12 protein-coding genes are annotated in these 19575 nt (G+C 33.2%); 11 read left to right on the top strand and 1 reads right to left on the bottom strand.

The window, feature by feature from the left end:
* The 11 genes from QI30_RS08550 to QI30_RS08500 all read left to right on the top strand — a co-directional run.
* A partial coding sequence (locus tag QI30_RS08550; RefSeq protein ID WP_148113859.1) for a transposase domain-containing protein occupies window positions 1-150 on the top strand: 150 nt, incomplete at its 5' end.
* Between the two features lie 39 nt (window positions 151-189).
* Window positions 190-663 (top strand): transposase, encoded by a 474-nt coding sequence (locus QI30_RS08545; protein ID WP_370323605.1) that lies wholly within the window; start codon window positions 190-192, stop codon window positions 661-663.
* A gap of 94 nt (window positions 664-757) precedes the next feature.
* Window positions 758-1519: a vWA domain-containing protein gene (locus QI30_RS08540; protein ID WP_158621013.1), complete on the top strand. Its 762-nt coding sequence runs from the start codon at window positions 758-760 to the stop codon at window positions 1517-1519.
* Window positions 1494-2243 carry a PP2C family serine/threonine-protein phosphatase gene (locus QI30_RS08535; RefSeq protein ID WP_158621012.1) on the top strand — a complete coding sequence of 250 codons (750 nt, stop codon included), beginning with the start codon at window positions 1494-1496 and terminating at the stop codon, window positions 2241-2243. Before QI30_RS08540 ends, QI30_RS08535 begins: the two co-directional genes overlap by 26 nt.
* The gene (locus tag QI30_RS08530) at window positions 2224-3735 is read left to right on the top strand and encodes a protein kinase domain-containing protein (protein WP_126990517.1); all 1512 of its coding nucleotides are present in this window, start codon (window positions 2224-2226) and stop codon (window positions 3733-3735) included. Before QI30_RS08535 ends, QI30_RS08530 begins: the two co-directional genes overlap by 20 nt.
* Window positions 3736-3738: 3 nt before the next feature.
* A complete protein-coding gene (locus tag QI30_RS08525; protein WP_126990516.1) occupies window positions 3739-7065 on the top strand; it encodes an AAA domain-containing protein in 3327 nt (1108 codons plus the stop codon).
* The gene (locus QI30_RS08520; protein ID WP_126990515.1) at window positions 7046-9250 is read left to right on the top strand and encodes a hypothetical protein; all 2205 of its coding nucleotides are present in this window, start codon (window positions 7046-7048) and stop codon (window positions 9248-9250) included. Before QI30_RS08525 ends, QI30_RS08520 begins: the two co-directional genes overlap by 20 nt.
* A 23-nt stretch (window positions 9251-9273) precedes the next feature.
* Window positions 9274-11802 carry a hypothetical protein gene (locus QI30_RS08515; RefSeq protein ID WP_126990514.1) on the top strand — a complete coding sequence of 843 codons (2529 nt, stop codon included), beginning with the start codon at window positions 9274-9276 and terminating at the stop codon, window positions 11800-11802.
* 21 nt (window positions 11803-11823) lie between these two features.
* Window positions 11824-15678 (top strand): DUF2357 domain-containing protein, encoded by a 3855-nt coding sequence (locus tag QI30_RS08510; RefSeq protein WP_126990513.1) that lies wholly within the window; start codon window positions 11824-11826, stop codon window positions 15676-15678.
* A 14-nt stretch (window positions 15679-15692) separates the two neighbouring features.
* Window positions 15693-18590 carry an ATP-binding protein gene (locus tag QI30_RS08505; protein ID WP_126990512.1) on the top strand — a complete coding sequence of 966 codons (2898 nt, stop codon included), beginning with the start codon at window positions 15693-15695 and terminating at the stop codon, window positions 18588-18590.
* A 17-nt stretch (window positions 18591-18607) separates the two neighbouring features.
* The gene (locus QI30_RS08500) at window positions 18608-19207 is read left to right on the top strand and encodes a hypothetical protein (RefSeq protein WP_126990511.1); all 600 of its coding nucleotides are present in this window, start codon (window positions 18608-18610) and stop codon (window positions 19205-19207) included.
* Window positions 19208-19309: 102 nt separating this feature from the next.
* On the opposite strand, the gene QI30_RS08495 is transcribed toward QI30_RS08500, so the two are convergent.
* Window positions 19310-19575, bottom strand: a 266-nt coding sequence (locus tag QI30_RS08495; protein WP_148113858.1) for an IS66 family transposase, incomplete at its 5' end; no start/stop codon positions are given.

Raw genomic sequence — 19575 nt, 5'->3', positions numbered from 1 at the left:
GAAACCGCTAAAGCCAATGGCATTGATTTCTATCAATACTTGGTGAAATTAATGACAGATTTACCGAACCTGCCTTTTCAGCAGCAACCAGAAATTTTAGAACGTTATCTACCATGGTCTGAAGATATTCAGGCCATTTGTAGAAAGTAAATAGCCGACTAGTCAAAAATCATTCGACTAATCGGCTATTTGTTGTGCGTACCGTTAAGGTGCGCATTTTTTTATATTTCGGGCTTACGTTTTATTGACCGTTGTTTAGCTCGAAAGCCGGAACAGTTAACAGAAGAAGAACGCCAATTTGTGCAGGTATGGCTTCAAGCAGATGTTCATACAAAACACATTTATCAAGCGTTAAACCACATGCGCTATGTATTAAAAGCAGCGACTATGACACAAGCGAAAAAGCGATTGAAAGATTGGCTAAAACGCTATGAATTTCACACATGTGGTGTCGTTGCGAAAATTGAGAAGACCATCATCGCACGAGAAGAAGCCATGATTCATACCATCTACTCTTCTTTCTCGAATGGCATCATGGAAGGGACAAATAATAAAATTAAGCTCATAAAAAGACGTGGATTTGGTTATCGAAACGATGCCCACCTGTTCCTCCGATTACGATTGGAAATGGGCATTGAGTTTGTCATCCCCGACTTATGGTGATGAGCCAAAAAATTCCAATAAAAAGATTACAAATAGGTTAATAAGGTGTATAATATATGGGTATATTTATATATTTAAAATTAGGAGGATTATCATGGAATTTGTTAAACCAACTTTAAGACCATTACCTGTTATTTTATTATTAGATACAAGCGGTTCAATGTACGGAGAGAGTATAGACACATTAAATGTTGCTGTTAAACGCATGATTGAGAGCTTTAAGAAAGAAGAATCTACACAAGCTGAAATATATACATCTGTCATTACTTTTGGTGGTCGTGCAAATGTTTATTTACCTTTTACCAAAGCACAAGATATAGAATGGGTAAATTTAGAAGCTAACGGTGGTACACCATTCGGTGGAGCATTAAGACTCTGCAAAGAATTAATTATGAATTTAAATAGCGTAGAATTAGGTGGTAAGCCTTATAAACCAACAATTGTGCTTGTTTCTGATGGAAATCCAACAGATGAATATACAGTGATGTTAGATGACTTTATTAATACGAAACGTACAGGTACTTGTGACCGTTGGGCTTTAGGTATTGGTGATCATGCGGATTATGCAATGCTTGAAAAATTCCTTTCTGGTCAAGAAAAACGTGTAATGGAAGCTTCGGATGCAGCTGGTATTTCTAAATTCTTCCAAATCGTAACGAATAGTACAAAAGTTCGTACAACAAGTACAAATCCAAATGCGGTTCCAGAAGTATCAGCAGATAATTTAGGAGACTTTTTACATGGAGATATTATTATGACGAAAGAAAAGCCGCAAGTTAAACCAGTAACAGTTAGCAATGCAGTTCCTCAGCATGAAGAGCAGGATGAAAATGATGAATCTCCATTCACATTCTAGTAATGCACAATATGCTTGGGCTTCTGTAATTGGGCCGAGTCATATTTTAAATGAGTTGCCAAATCAAGATGCATGCGCTGTGCTTTCTTTAAAAGAAGGCATGGCTTTTGTTGTATCTGATGGGGTAGGTTCTAAAAAACATTCAGATATTGGTTCTAAAGAAGTTATTAAGGCTGTAAAGCGAGCTATTAAAACTTGGTATCAGTTTCCACATGCATCTGCTAACCACTTGTTAAGCCTCATTCACACTTATTGGGAGATGGGAATTCTTCCATATGATCGTGACGACTGTTCAGCAACTTGTTTATTCGCGGTTATTTTAAATGACAACCGCTGTATTATCGGCCAGGTTGGTGATGGCGTTATTCTTTTCAAATTAGGAAAAGACCATTATGTTCTTCATGAAAAAGAAGACGACTATGTAAATGTTACACTACCGCTTCACTTAGCTAGAAGAAAAGATTGGAAAATTGAGGATTTCTTCATTGATGACTCTTTTGAAATATTATTAGCGACAGACGGTGTAAGTGAAGATTTAATAAAGGAAAAGCGCTTTCATTTTATGACGGATTTAGTTGAAAAGATAAGTGATGTAAAAGGTCAGAAAAAGAAAAATTCAAAAATTAAAAATATGTTAAAGAAATGGGGAAATCCCTATAATTCAGATGATAAGTCTTTAATTATTTATAGTAGAAGGGTGATGAATGGAAAATATGAATACTGAAGAAAAGGACCCGTTGATCGGCAGTTTGTTTGAAGACCAAAATAGTCATGTACATGAAATTACAAAGCGACTTAGTGCTGGGGGGCAAGGGGTTGTATACCGCACAAAAGATCCTAATGTATTAATTAAGTTGAAAATAAATGTAGACCCTTCTACAAATGAAGAAATAATTGTAGAAGGCAAAAAAGAATACGATACTTATGTGAAAAGTATTTTATCTGCAAAAATAATAGATGTACCAAAAAGCGTTAACATTACAAAGCCGGTCGCGTTCTTAAAATCACCCCAGTGTGGTTATGTTATGCGGATGTTAGATAATATGGTGCCTATTCAAAAATTAATGTTTACAACAAATATTTCTGAGCCACTAGAACACTATAAACAAACGGGTGGTTTAAAGCGACGTATTGAAATTTTGGCGAAATTCGCTAAAATGTTCAGTTTATTACATAGCCGTTCTCTTGTATATGCGGATATTTCAGAGGGGAATTTATTCATTTCTGAAAGTGCTGATGCGACAGCGACTTGGTTGATTGATGCGGATAATTTGGAATATCGAGTTCATTTTACTACATGTACGGGAACACCAGGTTATCAAGCTCCAGAAGTTGCTAATGGTATAAAGAATAGCACATACAGCGATGTATATTCTTTCGCAATTGTAGCTTATAAAGTATTAACTTATAAACCGAGCCCATTTTTAGGTGCACTGCAAGATACGAAAAATACAGAAACAACTGATGACGGCTGGGAAGATGATGGTTGGGATGATACTGAAGAAACTACAGATCCTACTATTTTAGCAGAGCAAGGAAAATTACCTTGGGTAGACGACCCGTTAGATGACTCGAACCGTTTAAAGACAGGTTTTCCAATCAACATTGTATCCTCTCCATTAATGTTTGATCTATTTAATCGTACTTTCTCAAAAGAAGGACGTGAAAATCCAGCTAGTCGCCCAACGATGGAAGAATGGTATAACGTATTAAATAATGCGACAAAAGCATTAACAACATGTAATTGTGGACATACATATTTCTTTAAAGAAAAATCTTGTCCTTTCTGTAATGGGACATCTTCTCCTAAATACATTTGTAAAGTGAAAAATATATTTAACTTACAAAAAATGTTATCTGATGATGAAGAAGTAGGCGAATTTGTAGCTAAATTAACACCAGAACAATCTGTTTCAGAAGTAGTGATGGGCTTTAAAGTATTCGATATGAAACCGAATAAACAATTTATAACGAAGGAAGAATTATTTGAAACATTTTTAACGGAAGAAAATGAAAATTTGATCGAAGTGGAAATTAATCAGTCAATTATTTTACGTAACATTAGTATGTCTGCATTTTTAATCGATGCAAATGCTAAACGACAAATTATACAGCCATATACATCATTAGAAATTCCACTTGTTGATTATTTCAAGATTATTTCTTATCTGAGTGAGATTAAAAGTAGAAAACTAGAATTTAAAAGGAGAGTATAATGAATGAAGATTTCGGATTTAAAGGGATTTTCTAAATCAAAAATTATCTCAGTAAGCCACGATAGTTTACATAAATTTGCTGTAAATCAACGCATTTATTTGAAATATGATCGACATTCATTAACGATTTTTGATAGTAAAGGGAATTTTTCTGAGATTACTATAGCAGATGTGGGTGATTTTGAATATGTGAAAAATATTTTAATGAAAGGTATGACATATATCGCGTCTATTTTAAATCTAGATGCTCAGAAAAAAGAATTGCATATCTTTTTAAAACAGTATGATCAACTAAGAGCAATGGATTTTAATGTAGCGTTTCAAGATACTTTTTTTAGCAATGAACGAGAAAACATAACGAAGCAAAAAGAAATATTAGATGAATATAGAAAGCAGTTTTTAATAACTGATAAAGAGAAAAAAAATGCTGTAATTGCTGTTCATCAACATGAAAATTCTGATGATTTACGCCAATTTTATTTTGTAGGAAAAGATAGTTATTTTCCGGTAAAGGTACAAACACTTGAAAATGGTGATGAAATATTTGTAGCAGAAAAACGTCGTCGAATAAAAATAGAGGATTACCATATATTCCTATTAGAAGGTCACATCGATTTTGTGCTAGATAGCGAAGCAGCATTATTAGATCGACAAGCAAAAATGTTTTTTGAAGAAATAAAAAATGATGCTAAAGCTTATATTAATATTTGGCATGAATATGGAAACTTAGAGTTTAATAAAATGATTGATGATGTCGTGCAAACAGGGTTTCTACAATTTTCAAACTGTGAATATGTTGGGCGTCATAAGTATAAATTGACGTTTGAAAAAGATCAGAATTTTAAGGGATTTGTTCAAAAGGTTACAAAAAACGATAAGAAATTTTCTGTTTCTTTATTTTCTCCTAGAGAAGTCTTTGCAGAAGATGATACGGCTAATAATTTCGAGCGAGTGTATAACGAGTATAGTAAAAAAGCAAAACTTATCCATTGTGATTTAACTGGGCCGATTGATCCGAAATCTAACGCTATATATATTACAACAGATAAAGATATGAGTAATTATAGTTCAGATGGCTATATATTCAAATCCATTGCAGGTTATATGTCAATGAATAAGAGACGGAAAGAAGCATATAATCGCATTTTTCAAGCGCAAAATGGGATTAAAAATTTAGCAGCTTTAATTGACGGTAAAGCGTCTCCAACAAGAGTTCATCATAGAGATTATATTCAACCTGTATCAGAACTAGTGACGCAAAAAGCCTTCCCTAAAAATCCACCTACGGATAAACAAAGAGAAGCTATTGAAATTGCTTTAAATACCCCCGATATTGCTTTAATTCAAGGCCCACCGGGAACAGGTAAAACTACAGTTATTGTCGGTATTTTAGAAAGATTGAACGAAATCGCAGAAGGTGAAGAGCGCCGCGAAGCTAAAAACCTTGTGACGGCTTTTCAACACGATGCTGTACAAAACGTCGCGGAACGAATTCAAATTTTAGATGTACCAACAATTAAATACGGTTCTAAAAGCTCTGAAAGTGTTAATGATAAAAGACTTTTAAAAATCAATGTAGAAAACTGGATTAATGAAAAAGTGAAACAACTTTATGAAGTATATCCAAATTACAAAGAAAATAAAAAGATTAAAATATTTGATCGCATTTATCAAAACTATTTACTATCTGCCAATACGGTAGATGCTACATTGCGTTTGTTAAAAGAATTACTAGAGGAGATTCCTTTATCGTATGAATTAGAAACACGAGTTGACATATTAATTCGTCAAATTGATCGCAGTCAGCAGGTGACACTGAATCCAAGTGAAGAACGTTTAATCCGCATGATTAATATGTTACCTGATCATGAAGTGAAATTTGAAGATGACGGTGCAACGACCGTCAATATGGTTATTATTTTGCTTGAAAGAGAGCGAGATACTTTCTTTGAGCCATATATTCAATTTTTAAGAACATTTCTTACACAAGAAAAAAAATCTTACAAGCAGATGAAAGAAGCTAAAAATCACCTTCTTTTCAACTTAAAGCCTACAGAAAATATCTTTAATACACCGAAACAACATAAAGATATTTTAGAATTATTCCAAGATATAAGTGAATACATTACGACATCATTACTAGATGAGCTCAATGAAGAAGAACGTATTTTATTAGACTATATTGAAGAATATGAATTAAATCCTATTGTCGTTCAGAATACAATTTTAGATTATATGTCAGTCATTGGAGCAACGAATCAGCAATCTGTTTCTAATAGCATTAAAGGAGAGATTTTCTCTTCAGATAGAGAAGTGCAAATTGAGTATGATAATGTACTAATTGATGAAGCGGCTCGTAGTAACCCATTAGATTTATTTATTCCGATGTCACGCGCAAACCAACGTATTATTTTAGTAGGGGACCATCGCCAATTACCGCACATCGTCGATGAAAAGCTTATTGATGTGATTGATGCGGACAAGTCTAATGAGGATGAAGAAAGTTTAGATAGCATTAAAGAAAAATTAAAAATCAGTCTCTTTGAAACATTATTTAAAAAGCTAAAAGAGCAAGAGGAAAAAGACGGCATTAAACGTACGGTTACATTAGACCGTCAGTATCGTACGCATCCACTACTAGGAGATTTTGTGAGTCGCAATTTTTATGAAGTGCACCATGAGGCAAAAATTGAAAGTGGATTAAATGCGGAACTTTTCCAACATCGGCTTCCTGGGCTTGAAAATAAAGCGGCAGCATGGTTAGACGTGCCAGCGAATTTGGGATCAGAAGTTTCTAATCAAAGTAAAAGTAGATCTATCGAAGCTCGTGAAATCGTCGCACATTTAAAAGAGCGTATTTTATGCGAAGAAGCAAAAGGCTTGAATTTCGGTATTATTACATTCTATGCGGATCAAGTAAAAGAAATTCAGAAAGAACTTGTAAAAGCAGGTATGGCACGACTCGTTGGAAAATCATATGAACTATTGCCCGAGTATGCTGAAGAGTTTTATAATGGACGATCAATTGAAAAACTTCGTGTCGGTACAGTTGATGCGTTCCAAGGTATGGAGTTTGACTTTGTGTATTTATCAATGGTGCGCAGTAATCAGCTACCAAGTAAGACAGAAAAACAGCGTCAGCGAAAATACGGTTTCTTAATGATGGAAAATCGTCTTTGTGTAAGTATGAGTCGTCAGAAGAAGCTTTTAATTGTAGCTGGAGACCGTTCGATGCTTGAAGATTCAAACGCATATTTAGCAATACCACAACTTATCAATTTTTATAAAGATTGTGTAAAGGATGAAACATATGGTACAACAATTCAATAGTCAAACACCTGTAGTACGCTTACCGATACATTTGGAAGATCATTTAGTTCAAAATAATAAAAAGTCTTGGTTGCTATTGCCGACAAAAATGTACAAGATTTTATTGCCAACACAGCAGCAAAGAACGTTAAATTTATTTCAAGATACAGTTTTAAAACTTTTACGTTCTGGATATAAAAGCCCTGAAAAATTAGCTGAAATGCTCCATCTAGGTATTGATTTAGTGAAATATGTATTAGGAGAACTAATCGAAAAAAACTTAATTGATGCGAAATACGTTGTTACAAAGAGCGGTATAGAGTACTTTTCTTCACAGTCTACAAAACGAGAATTTAAAATCGGTTACATTTTTTATGATCTATTAACGAACCAATTTTGGAATCAAGTTTTATTAGAAGAAGATTTAAGTTATGTCGATGCTGATTTAGATAAAAAACCTGCTTCAATTGAACTTGGAACGATTGATAAACCAAAGACGCAACGAGTATTATTAATGCAGGCCAAAAGTGTAAATGAACGAACAGTGACACCAGAAGATATCTACAGAACAGTGAATGCCTCAATTGAGCGAATAGAGAATGTACAAGGCTTAAAAAATCGTTATAGAAAAATTAGTCTAGATAGAACGATGAAAAGTTTGGAGGATATTAAGTTGATTTCGTCAGGTGATGAAGTGTACCTACCTACTTTTATGTATCTCCCAGTCAACTTAAAACAAAACTCTCAGTGGCAAGTGCTACATCCATTTGGTGCAACAAATTCAACTGAATTATTAGATGCATTACAACGAATTCGCCATCAGTATGATTCACTTAATAATAAAATTGATGAGCTATTAAAAACAGCTCTAGATACTGTTAAACCGTCAATTGAAGAGCAGGATAAAGAAATCTACAAATATGTGCTATCTGTATTCGGCGATAAAATCGAAAAGAAACATGATGTTTTACAAAGTACTATTCATCTCGTTCGATCTTTTAAAAAGGTAAAGCAGTTATTGCATGAGAAAAATCGCGGCGCTATTTTTGAAGATTTACAAACAGAATTCAGTGCATTCGCGGTACATACGATCGAGCTATTTGAAATGGCATTTTATACAATTCAAAAAAGTTTTAAAAATCAAGAGAAGCGTATTAACGAAGAAAATAAAGAAGTAAATATTAAACATTATACAAAAAAAGATGCTCGTCAAAATTTAAAAACATTGCATACATTAGCAATTAAAAATGATTTTGAAGTAAATGCATCTCCTGATGTATACGCGCAATTACTTAAAATGCGTGCTGGTGAAATCACACATGGTTATGGTAACCGTAACTTGAAAGGTCTCCTGGCTATTAGCTTAATTCAAGGTAGTGAAAAAACAAATTATCCATTACGTTATTTAGCAAAGAAGTTCCCTACATTTTTAGATTTTTTACAAGATTTATTAATTTTACGTAATTTATCTGCACATTTAACGGAAGATACGTTTGAAACAAATGTGGCAGATGATATTTTCTCAAAAACAATGTATGCCATATCTGTTCTATTTAATACGTTATTTAATAGAGATTTGGTGGAAGAATATGGTGATTTTGATGAAGCGAGCTTAATGACAGATCGAAAACTTAGATTACTAAGTAAGCAACATATTCATCATTTATTCGACGCTTCTTTAGAAGAGCAGCCAGTAATTGAAAAATTATTAAGAGACATGCATTATTTTAAAGATAATCATCCATATCATTTTGCAATGAAAGCTGTCTCTGTCATTGAACAGATATTGAATCAATTATTACAAGACTTTTCATATAATGATATACCAGAAATGCCAGGAAACGCTTTAGAAGTGTTAGAAGCGATTGAACCTTACATGATATCTCAAGGTTTTACATGGAATGTAAGTGAATTACCAGAAACATTTATAAACTTTAATTTTAAAAAAATCACATTAGAGTTATTAAGTCTTAAAAAATCTGTGCCAAATGCAAAATTATACGCTTTATTTTTACTTATGCCACTGCAACCACAAGAAAAATGGCATACTATAGCATCAAAATTACCGACAATGTTTGAAGAAATGATTATGCTGATTGATTTACGTAAACATGGTCATGTCATAATCGAACAGCAGGAAATGGAAAAAATTGAAGCGTTTATTATACAGCTAGTGAAAGTAACTTTACCGCATTTACAAAATTAAAAATATGATGGAGGAATATGGTCATGACAAATTACGATGAAACAGCCAATGAGCAACTTCAACCAACTGAAGTTGAAGAAACTGTTGAAAACTCGTTAGTAGATCGAGAATTAAAAATTCAAAAGGAATTACAAGAGTTAACTTTACGCTCAGAACAAATGAAATCTAAGGAAGAACAACTAGAGCTTGAGCGTCAATTATTGTTACAAGAAAAACAAGTTTTACAAGAAAAAATGTTAGAAAATCAACAACTATCATCAGAGCTAGCCAGCCGCCAATTAGAACTTGAAGAAAAAGAGGCAGAAGAAAGAGTTCAATTCATTAATATAAAATTAGCAGAAGCGGATCGTTTAAAAGTAGAGCTTGAGAAATCTTTAGATGCGAAACGTGAAGAAATTGAAAATAAAAAAGAAAAGCTTGTTAAAGAATTTGATAAAAAACGTGAAGAACTTGAAAAGTCATACATCACGATCGAAAAAGACTTTACATTAAGAAAACAAGCATTAGAAAAAGACATCTCTTCATATCGTAAAACACGCTTAAAAGAATTAGAACAAGAATATAATACAGAATATAAACTTGTACAACAACGATTAGAACAATTTCGTAAAGATATTGAAGAAATTATTCTTGAAAAAGAACAATTAATCGATCAATCTTTAAAAGCATTAAAAGCAGATCGCTTAATGTTTGAAAAAGAACGCCAAGCTTTACAAAAAACTGAAGAAGACATTAGACAAAAAGAAATTGATTTAACAAGTAGAGAAAATGCGTTACGTATGGAACAGCAATTGTTAAAATCAGACCAAGAAGTATTAGAAGAGCGCGTAGCACGTGAAATTCAATCGCGTTTGGAAGAGAAAGATTTAGAAGTTGAACAAGTTAAAGTCAACAATAGTCGATTATTAACACGTATCAATATGATGCAGCAAGAAATTGCTGAGCATAATGAAAATCGTATTCGTTTAGGAAATCGTACTTTAGAGGATTTACTACGAGAGATTGAAGAATCACAGAAAGAAATCGTAGACTTACGTCAAGAATTGAATGTAAGACCCGATCAGCAAGTAGTAACTCTATTAGAAGAAAAATCTCGTCGCTATGATGATTTACATACGCAATATTTAGAGGCTTCTCGCAAGTTACATGAATTAGAAATGGCTAAACATGGTTATGAAACATCAGTGGCCCAATTGCAAATTCAACGTCAAAATTATGAGATGGAAGTAAAACGTCGCGAAGTTATTGAGTTACAAATTCAAAAATACGAAGAAGAAGTGAATCGTTTAAAAGCGATCCATGAGCAACCAGAAGAGGTAAAAGCACGTCGAGGCGTTATTGAAGAACCATACTTTGAAATGAAGAAAATGCTTAAAACTAGCCAATCAGTTAGTGAAATGCAATGGTTAAAATTTATTATCCATCAATGCGAAAAATCAGGTATGAAATTTAATAAACGTTTATTGATTGCTTTCCATACAGCTTTAAAAACAGCTGAATATTCACCGTTAACTGTATTAGCGGGTGTATCTGGTACAGGTAAATCAGAATTACCACGTCTTTATACGCGTTTTGGTGGTTTATATTATTTGCCGCTGCCAGTACAGCCTGACTGGGATAGTCCACAATCGTTATTTGGTTATTTTAACTCGGTTGATAATCGTTTCAATGCTACTCCATTAATTCGTTCAATGGTTCAATTCCAACAACAAACAAATGAACGCACAGAAGCTACTTCTTTAAAAGATGGTGTTTTATTAGTCCTTCTAGATGAAATGAACTTGGCTCACGTAGAGTTATACTTTAGTGAATTGTTAAGTAAATTAGAACTTCGTCGTGCAAATCCAGATCCAGTCTTCATTGATATAGACTTAGGTGCAGGTATGGATAAGTTAAAAGTAGAACTTAGTCGCAATGTTTTATGGGTAGGTACAATGAATGAAGATGAAACGACAAAATCACTATCAGATAAAGTAATCGACCGTGGTAACTTAATTAGTTTCCCACGACCAACGACGTTTGAAGATCGTAAAAATGCAAGTTTAGAAAAAGCGAGTCCAAAAATTCCGTTAGAAATGTGGAATGGTTGGTTAGCTCAACAAGTTATTTTCGAAGACGAACTTGCAAAATATAAAACGGCTCTTGAAGAAATTAATGGTTACTTAGAAGTAGTAGGACGTGCGCTAGGACACCGCGTATGGCAATCTGTTCAAAACTATATTGGACATCATCCATTAGTAATTGTAGCTAATGAAAATGAAGATGAGGATGCATTAAATAAAGCAATTCAAAGTGCATTTGAAGAGGCAATTGTTCATAAAGTGATGCCAAAACTTCGCGGTATTGAAGTTGAAGGTACAGCTTATACAGAATGTTTAAGTCCAATTGAAGAAAAATTACAAGAAGTGGCACCAGGACTTGTTGAAGACTTCAATTTGGCTATTTCAAATGCATATGGTGTCTTTATTTGGAGAAGTGCAAAATATTTAGAGAATGAAATCATCATAGAAACTCAAGCGAAAAGTGAAGATTCAACAGAAAGTAATGAATAATTAGAAAAGTAGGGTGTAAAAATGAAACCTAATTTTCCGGACTTAGTAAACTTTGAATATTATGCATCAAATGAAGAACCTTCTTTGGAAGGTTCTTCCATTATATCTTTGCAAACTATTGAACATATATTCAATACAATTTCAAAACGAGATCCGTTAAACAACAGCTTAAAATCACAGCAATTTTCTCATATGGCAAAAACGCTTCATAACATCGAAAGTCAGACTGCAAATAGACCCGTACCATTAGATCGTGTTCATCAGCTTTATTTATTTGCCCAAAAAGCTATGCATCAGTTAGCTAGTAATCCGAGTCGAAAATTAATTAAGGAAACAGCCTATGTTACACCAAATCAATTAAAGACTCCGCGTACAAAAACGATGAACTGGATTGCGAAACAGCCAGGTCGTAATATTCGTGAAAAAATTGCTGGGAAACGTATACTGGCAGAAAAGACAGCTTTCGTAGTAGATACAAAAGAAAATAAAGTATTTTTCCGCGTTATGAAACAAATTGCAAAAGAGTTTCAAAGCCGTTTAACATTCGGTATCGAGTCAGGAAATTACGACAATCAATCTATTGACGAATTACGTGTAAAAGAAATGAAACAATTTTTATCTACTTATAAAAAAGTAAAATATAGTGAACTAGGTGATTTAGATATTTCTAAACCTGTTATTGAACCTAATAACCGATTAATAAGTGATAAAAATTATGCGCCTATTTGGAGATTGTATAATGAATTAAACAATCGAAAATTTAATATTCAAAAAAATGGTGAACTAATGTATCAACATTTTGAAGATATGGCTTATGTGTATGTGGCATTATTGTTGAATGAATATAAGTCGGTGCGACCAATCGATTTTCCAATTCAGGTAAAAGAAGACGGAGCCTATTTAAAAACGCATAGTTATGAAAAGAATGAGCATGTGCAGTTTAATTATTTTTATGAAAGTAAAACAGAGACAGATGAATTAGTACGTATTAAAGCTTTGCAAATCGGCAAGCAACGTGTTATCTGTGAGCGAAGTAATGGAGAAGAATTTAGCATTGATGCCTCACAGTTTCCTTCAAAATCGCATTTTGCAAAATTACGCCATGAAAAATGGATTTCATTAAAAACGATGGAACCTGCAAGTGAGGCGACTGAAGAAACCTTTTTTGCCCAAGTGAAATTGACAGATAGCCCGAAAAAAATTAGCATTTCTCAATTAAAACGTAACGGTGTAACTTATGAAGTTGTTACTACAAAGTACTTTACTTTTGCAATTGACGAAACAGACGAAGAATTGCAAGCACATCGTGGCCTACCGATTTTATTAACGATAAATTTCGATGGTATGCAAAAAGAATTGCACACGTATGCGGATATGAAGGGATTAAATGAAATTGCGCAAAAATTGTTAGAAGAAGTTTCGGCTATTGCACCATTAGATGACGTAAAAAAAGACAATGAAATAGACATGGAAGCATCAGTCAATAAAATTGCGATGGACTTTACACGCAATCAAACAAGTTTATATGTAAATGATGAGCTTATCAATTTAGAAAATAACTATTTAATTCGCTATGATCATGCGACTGAAAATGAACATCAATTGATTTTACCAAACCGTGATTATTTATATGAATTTGATAAGCAGCAAGTAAATTTCTTTGATAGTTTAGATGTGGAAAATGATGATTACAAATGGAATATCAATTATTTCACGTTATTAATACAAAAGTTACACGCTTCACAGCAAATTAATCCGATTACACCTTTACTTTATTTAATACCAGATAATATTGATGAATTTGCGCAAGTAGATATTAAAAAAGCACTAAATATATGTTATAAGAAAAACTTCCCAATTTGGCGTAGTGTAGCTGGCGCTTTAAGAGGTCAGCATGAGCTACCAAAAGAAACGTTAAGTCGTATTATCGTGATTGATACACAAGGTCCTCAAATGAGTGTGACACAATTAAAACTTGTTGAAAAAAACAATCAACAAATTTTTATGCATTACCCATCTTATTCAGTTGATAATGTACTAGCTAAAATGTTGACGATGAAACACTTTTGTGAACAATATGTGAAATTGTACACGTTAAAATACAAGTTATCATTATCAGAACAATGTAAAAAAAATATGGTCACTTCAGGAATGGTAGAACGTTGTATTCACCAAAAAGAAGAAGAGTTGATTTTACAGTTTGAACTAAACGAGCCATTTTATCTCGTTTTCGATCAAGAAATTTATACAGAAGTGATGAATCAATGGCTAAATAATTATGAGCAATTTTTAATTAACTTAAAGTCTATTTTTAAAGAAGGTAGTAAAGCGACAGCGCTTTTCCATTTAATTGATTTCGAAGTGGATGAAGTATTGCTTTCACAAATTCATGAGAAAATTCTCAATGACCTTCCAACCTACTCATATACGACAGCACAATTACTAGAAACAATTTCAAATGAGAGCGTACTAGAAAAGTTGTTAAATAGTACACCAATTTGGTATGAATATTTACCAGATTTAAGTTTAGATGTTATTAAAGGCGGTACGTATGATTCACTTCAATTAATTAAAGATGAGTATGTAGGAAATACTATGGGAACAGAAAAAATTTTTGAGATTCAAGAAACATTAGTTTTACCGGCTCTTCAAACCTCGTACTTATTCCCGTTAAAACGAGGTGGTAGTTTAGGTGGCAAAATTAATGCGGTGATCAAGCATCCTGCATTCCCACTTAATAAAGATATCGAAGTAAATTTGGCAATCGAATATAAATATGGTTATGAAAATAGTTATCACTTAGTATTGCATCCTGTAGAGCAACAAGCATCTATTAAAGAATTAGAAGTTCAATGGGTGAAAGAAGAAAAGGCTTCAAAAGATGTTAAAGTTTCAGGTTACTTAAAAGTACCAGCAGGAAATTTAACATCTGAGGAAATATTAAGTGGCAAGAAATATTTATTTGATACATTAAATAAAGCACTAGAAATAAAAAGAGTATTTAAAAATAATGACATTGTCAGAAGGGGTGCATTAAATAGTTTAAGTAGGCAGCTCTTCCAATCTGTTTATACGCTTCGTAAATTGTTACGCCAAGATAATCAAGAAGTAAATCAATATTTACAAGCTATTACTAAGAGTGAAGGATATCAATATTTATTAAATATTGAAGAAGAAATTCCGAGCAATATTGTCAAAGGGAAATGTGAAGATGTATTTAGGAAATTGTTTGATCATGCCATAAACTTTGTGTGTAGTTTTGGTGAATATGTACCGAGAACTTATATAGATCACGTTATTCAAAAAGCTAAAAATGAAGCGAAATATCAAAATCATTTATATGCATTAATGTATCGTAATTCTAGTTATCCTTTAGCTGTAAAAGCTTTAGAAAAATATGTTTATAAAAATCCAAGAAAGGCGATTCGTTCTTTACGTGATTCGGTATGGCGCGATGAAGAAATTTTACAAAATTTATACGCTCATAACTATAAAATTTTAGAGCATATGTATGGTGAGATTAAACGAGAGCTTAAAGTATCTATCCATAAAAGAGAGATTAGTAACATTCGATATACACGTGACTGTTTAGAAATGTTGTTGGCAATGTTAGCAATCCGTACTAAGCCGCATTTTGAATTTTTGCAGGCGGGATTACCAAAAGCGTTAAAATTAGCTAAAAATATTCGTGATATGGAAAGTATTTTATATGAGAAAGAGGAGCGTACAACACCGACTTTATTGCAACTTGACTTAGAAAAGCCAGCGGGATTGTGGAAGTTGAGTGATATTGGTTACGTATTAAATGCTTATTTAACAGGGGAAGTAAAAGAAAACTTAATTAGTGTTCGCGGTATTAATAATGAAGAAAATTAAAAGCGAGGGTTTGTATGGTATCTAAAAAACGTGAAAGTATTGTAAAAATGTTAACAAATGTACCATTAAAGGAATCGCAGGGGAAATACTTATATAGTCACAAAAAAATCGACTTGAAAAAGTATACCTTCTTTAAACTTACAAGCATTATGTTTGATGAAAAATTCCCACAAAGCGAAGCAATTGAGAATATAATTTCGATTGTAGCAAATGAACGATGCAGTTTTATTTACTTACTGAAAGGGACACCAGAATCTGTAACTATTTATATTGGTATCGCTATATCTCAAACTGAAGTTGGGATGTCTAGTATAAAGTATGCGCATAAATTAAAGGCAGTTTTTAATGGCTATTTTTATGGCAGTGAACTAGAACTATTAAATGCTCATGCGATTGAACAAGAGTTATTTAGCAATATGGACCGATATATGCAGGGAAGTGTCATGCTAGGAGTGCCTTCTATTCAGAAGTCAGCTGTTCAAAAAAATTTAAATTTTCAAGGTGTAGATCGGTTGATTAACAGTGTAGGAGAGGGCCACTGGATGTTAGTTGTTATTGCAGAAGGCGTTGTACAAGAACGAATTACAGCATTTAAAGACACTGCCTATTCGCTTTACGACACGCTACATCTTGAATCTAAAAAAAATATTCAGTCTTCTGAAAGCGAAACGAAAGGGACTTCAACGTCTCAATCAAAAAGCTTTACAAAAGCTAAAGGAACAAGTGCTGGAAAAAATATTGTCATAAATCGCGATTGTGGAGATTCAGAAAACAATGGCAAGAGTATAAATGATTCAAACACGAGCGGTGAAAATACGGGTAGTTCCTATTCGAAATCTATCAGTTTGGCGAATACTGTAGAGCAAATTGATAAACGTGCTAGTATGTTAATGAATTATATGGATGATGTTATTTTTAAACGCTTAAAAATTGCTCAAGCAAAAGGCTTTTATAAGACGTCCGTATTTTTATTAGGGGACACTAAAAGCAACCATGAGCGCTTAAAATCTAGTATGTTAGCGATTTATCAAGGGGATGAAGCGAGTGAAAATCCGCTGCGAAATTATCCATTAAATAAAGAGTCGATAGATCAAATTGTTAAGCATATCCAAACATTTGAACCTTTAGCAGTTGATGTACCATCTAATGAAGAATTAGCTGTTTTATATAGCTTACCTATTCGAAAAAATGCTACAGAGTTAGCGACGTATTTAACATCGCAAGAATTGAGTTATATAGCAGGATTACCACAAAAAGAAATCGTTGGTGTGCAACTGAATGAAGGTGTAGATTTCGGTTTGAACGTAAAAAACAGTAATGATTTAAGTGCTATTGAACTAGGTAGAATTGTAAATAGAGGACAAGTACGTGAATCGAACGTTGTAAAGCTGAACGCAAAACAAATTAATAAGCACATATTTATTGCAGGTGTAACGGGGTCAGGAAAAACAACGACATGTCAAAAGCTATTAACATCTAGCGGATTACCTTTTTTAGTAATTGAACCTGCCAAAACTGAATATCGCGGCATGGCAAAAGATATGGATGATTTAGTCATTTATACGCTAGGAAATGAACAGCTTTCACCGTTTAGGTTGAATCCATTTGAACTGTTAAAAGGTGAGAGTATTACTTCCCATATCGATATGCTTAAAGCAACATTTACGGCTGCATTTCCAATGGAAGCAGCTATGCCACAGATTTTAGAAGAAGCGATGTATGAATGTTATAAAGACTGTGGTTGGGATATTGAAGAAAACAGAAATATTCATTTAAAAAATCCGAGCAAATCAAACGGAGAATATTTCCCAACATTAGAAATGCTTGTGAGTAGGTTGAAATCTGTCGTTGAGAAACAAGGGTTTGGGAACGAATTACGAGACAATTATATAGGCTCATTAGTAAGTAGGTTGAAAAACTTAACAATCGGTGCGAAGGGGCTTATGTTGAATTGTAAGCTTTCGATAGATTTCGAAAAACTATTAGATCAACGCGTTATTATTGAGATGGAAGATATTAAATCTTCTGAAGATAAAGCGCTATTGATGGGTCTTATTTTAAGCCGTCTAAGTGAAGCTTTAAAATTAAAGCATCGCAAAAATCCGTCGTATAAACATATTACGCTTGTAGAAGAAGCCCATCGTTTATTATCGAAAGTTGATTTTGGCGATACTCCTACGAAAAAAACAGCAGTTGAAACATTTAGCGATATGCTAGCGGAAGTGAGGAAATACGGTGAAGGGCTTGTCATCGTAGACCAAATTCCGAATAAGCTAGCGAGTGAAGTATTAAAAAATACGAACACGAAAATTATTCATCGTATATTTGCAAGAGATGATAAGGAAGTCATTGGTGATACGATGATGATGGATTCAAAGCAAAAAGAATTTTTATCTAGTTTGCCGGTAGGTCAAGCAATTTTGTTTTCAGAAGGAATGCATAAACCGGTTGTCGTGGCTGTAAGAGCGACGACAGATACGAGTGATAATGAAATTTCCGAAGTAGTATTGAAAAAATTAGGCGAGCGTAATAAACAAACGATGCCACGTGTGTACTATCCATTATCTAGTATTTTAAAATTGCCGATTAATGAAGAGAGAAATATTAAGCAGTTGTTAGAAAAAGGACTTATATTCTTTACGAAGCATAGTAATATGGATAGTATGTATCAAGCCTATGATAAAATGCAAGAAGAATTAATACCGCTTAAAGAGAAAACAGGATTTACAGATCAACGTATATTAGAAGTGTTAATTTATTATAAGCATTTTAAAACACATGAATTTATTAAATTAAATTATGATTTCACACGTTTTTCAAAAGATGCAAAAGTGTTATATGAAATTTTTAAAAATCGTACTTTGGATGAAGAATCACAATTTACAATACCAGAAATTCAATATTATTTATAAGAAAAGGAGCGAAAAAGATGGGATTTATTTCAGGACTATTTGCAGCAGCTACAACAATTGTAAAAGCTGTAAATATAATAGCTACTGCCGTTAGCGCTGTAACAACTATAGTTACAGCTGTATCAAAAGTTTTAGGATTAACACAGACAGACAATCCAGAAGAATTAGGACAAAAAGCTTTACAAGCAGAAGAACAAAATATTCGTCCAGAAGATTTTAAATCTTATGCGGAATATGTAAAAGAGGTAGAATCATTAGATCTTGATCCAGCACGTGTATCAAAATGGTCAAAAGAACAAAAAGAAGCAAAAGCTCTTGAAGTAAGTGCTTCATTATTTACAGAAAAATTTGGCGTAGAAAATACTTCTGCGATGTTTCAAGAGATTGCAAAAAGGCCTGACTTTTTCACACCTGAACGAACAAAACAATATTTTGAAGTAAGCCAAGAAAAGTCGATTGATTTAGGCAAAATTTCAGACTTAATTAATAATAAGACGACAGATGTGAATAAAATTTTAGAAGCGAAAAATTTAATGTTCGAAATTGAAAAAACAATAAATCCTGAACTGACATCACTTGAAAATAGTAAAAAGATTATGGAATTACGTGCTGATTAATTGCAAAGTCAGTAGTAAGCCCGAAATATAAAAAAATGCGCACCTTAACGGTACGCACAACAAATAGCCGATTAGTCGAATGATTTTTGACTAGTCGGCTATTTACTTTCTACAAATGGCCTGAATATCTTCAGACCATGGTAGATAACGTTCTAAAATTTCTGGTTGCTGCTGAAAAGGCAGGTTCGGTAAATCTGTCATTAATTTCACCAAGTATTGATAGAAATCAATGCCATTGGCTTTAGCGGTTTCAGCCAGACTTAAACAAATGGCATTTGAATGCGCGCCTGCCTCACTAACAGAAAACAGCCAATTTTTTCGACCAATTACATTTGGGCGAATCGCATTTTCTGCAGCGTTATTATCAA

Source organism: Candidatus Kurthia intestinigallinarum (genome assembly GCF_003991225.1).
GTDB classification, from domain to species: domain Bacteria; phylum Bacillota; class Bacilli; order Bacillales_A; family Planococcaceae; genus Kurthia; species Kurthia populi.
Note: the sequence above shows the minus strand (reverse complement) of the source record. Positions and strands in the feature narration are given on the sequence as shown.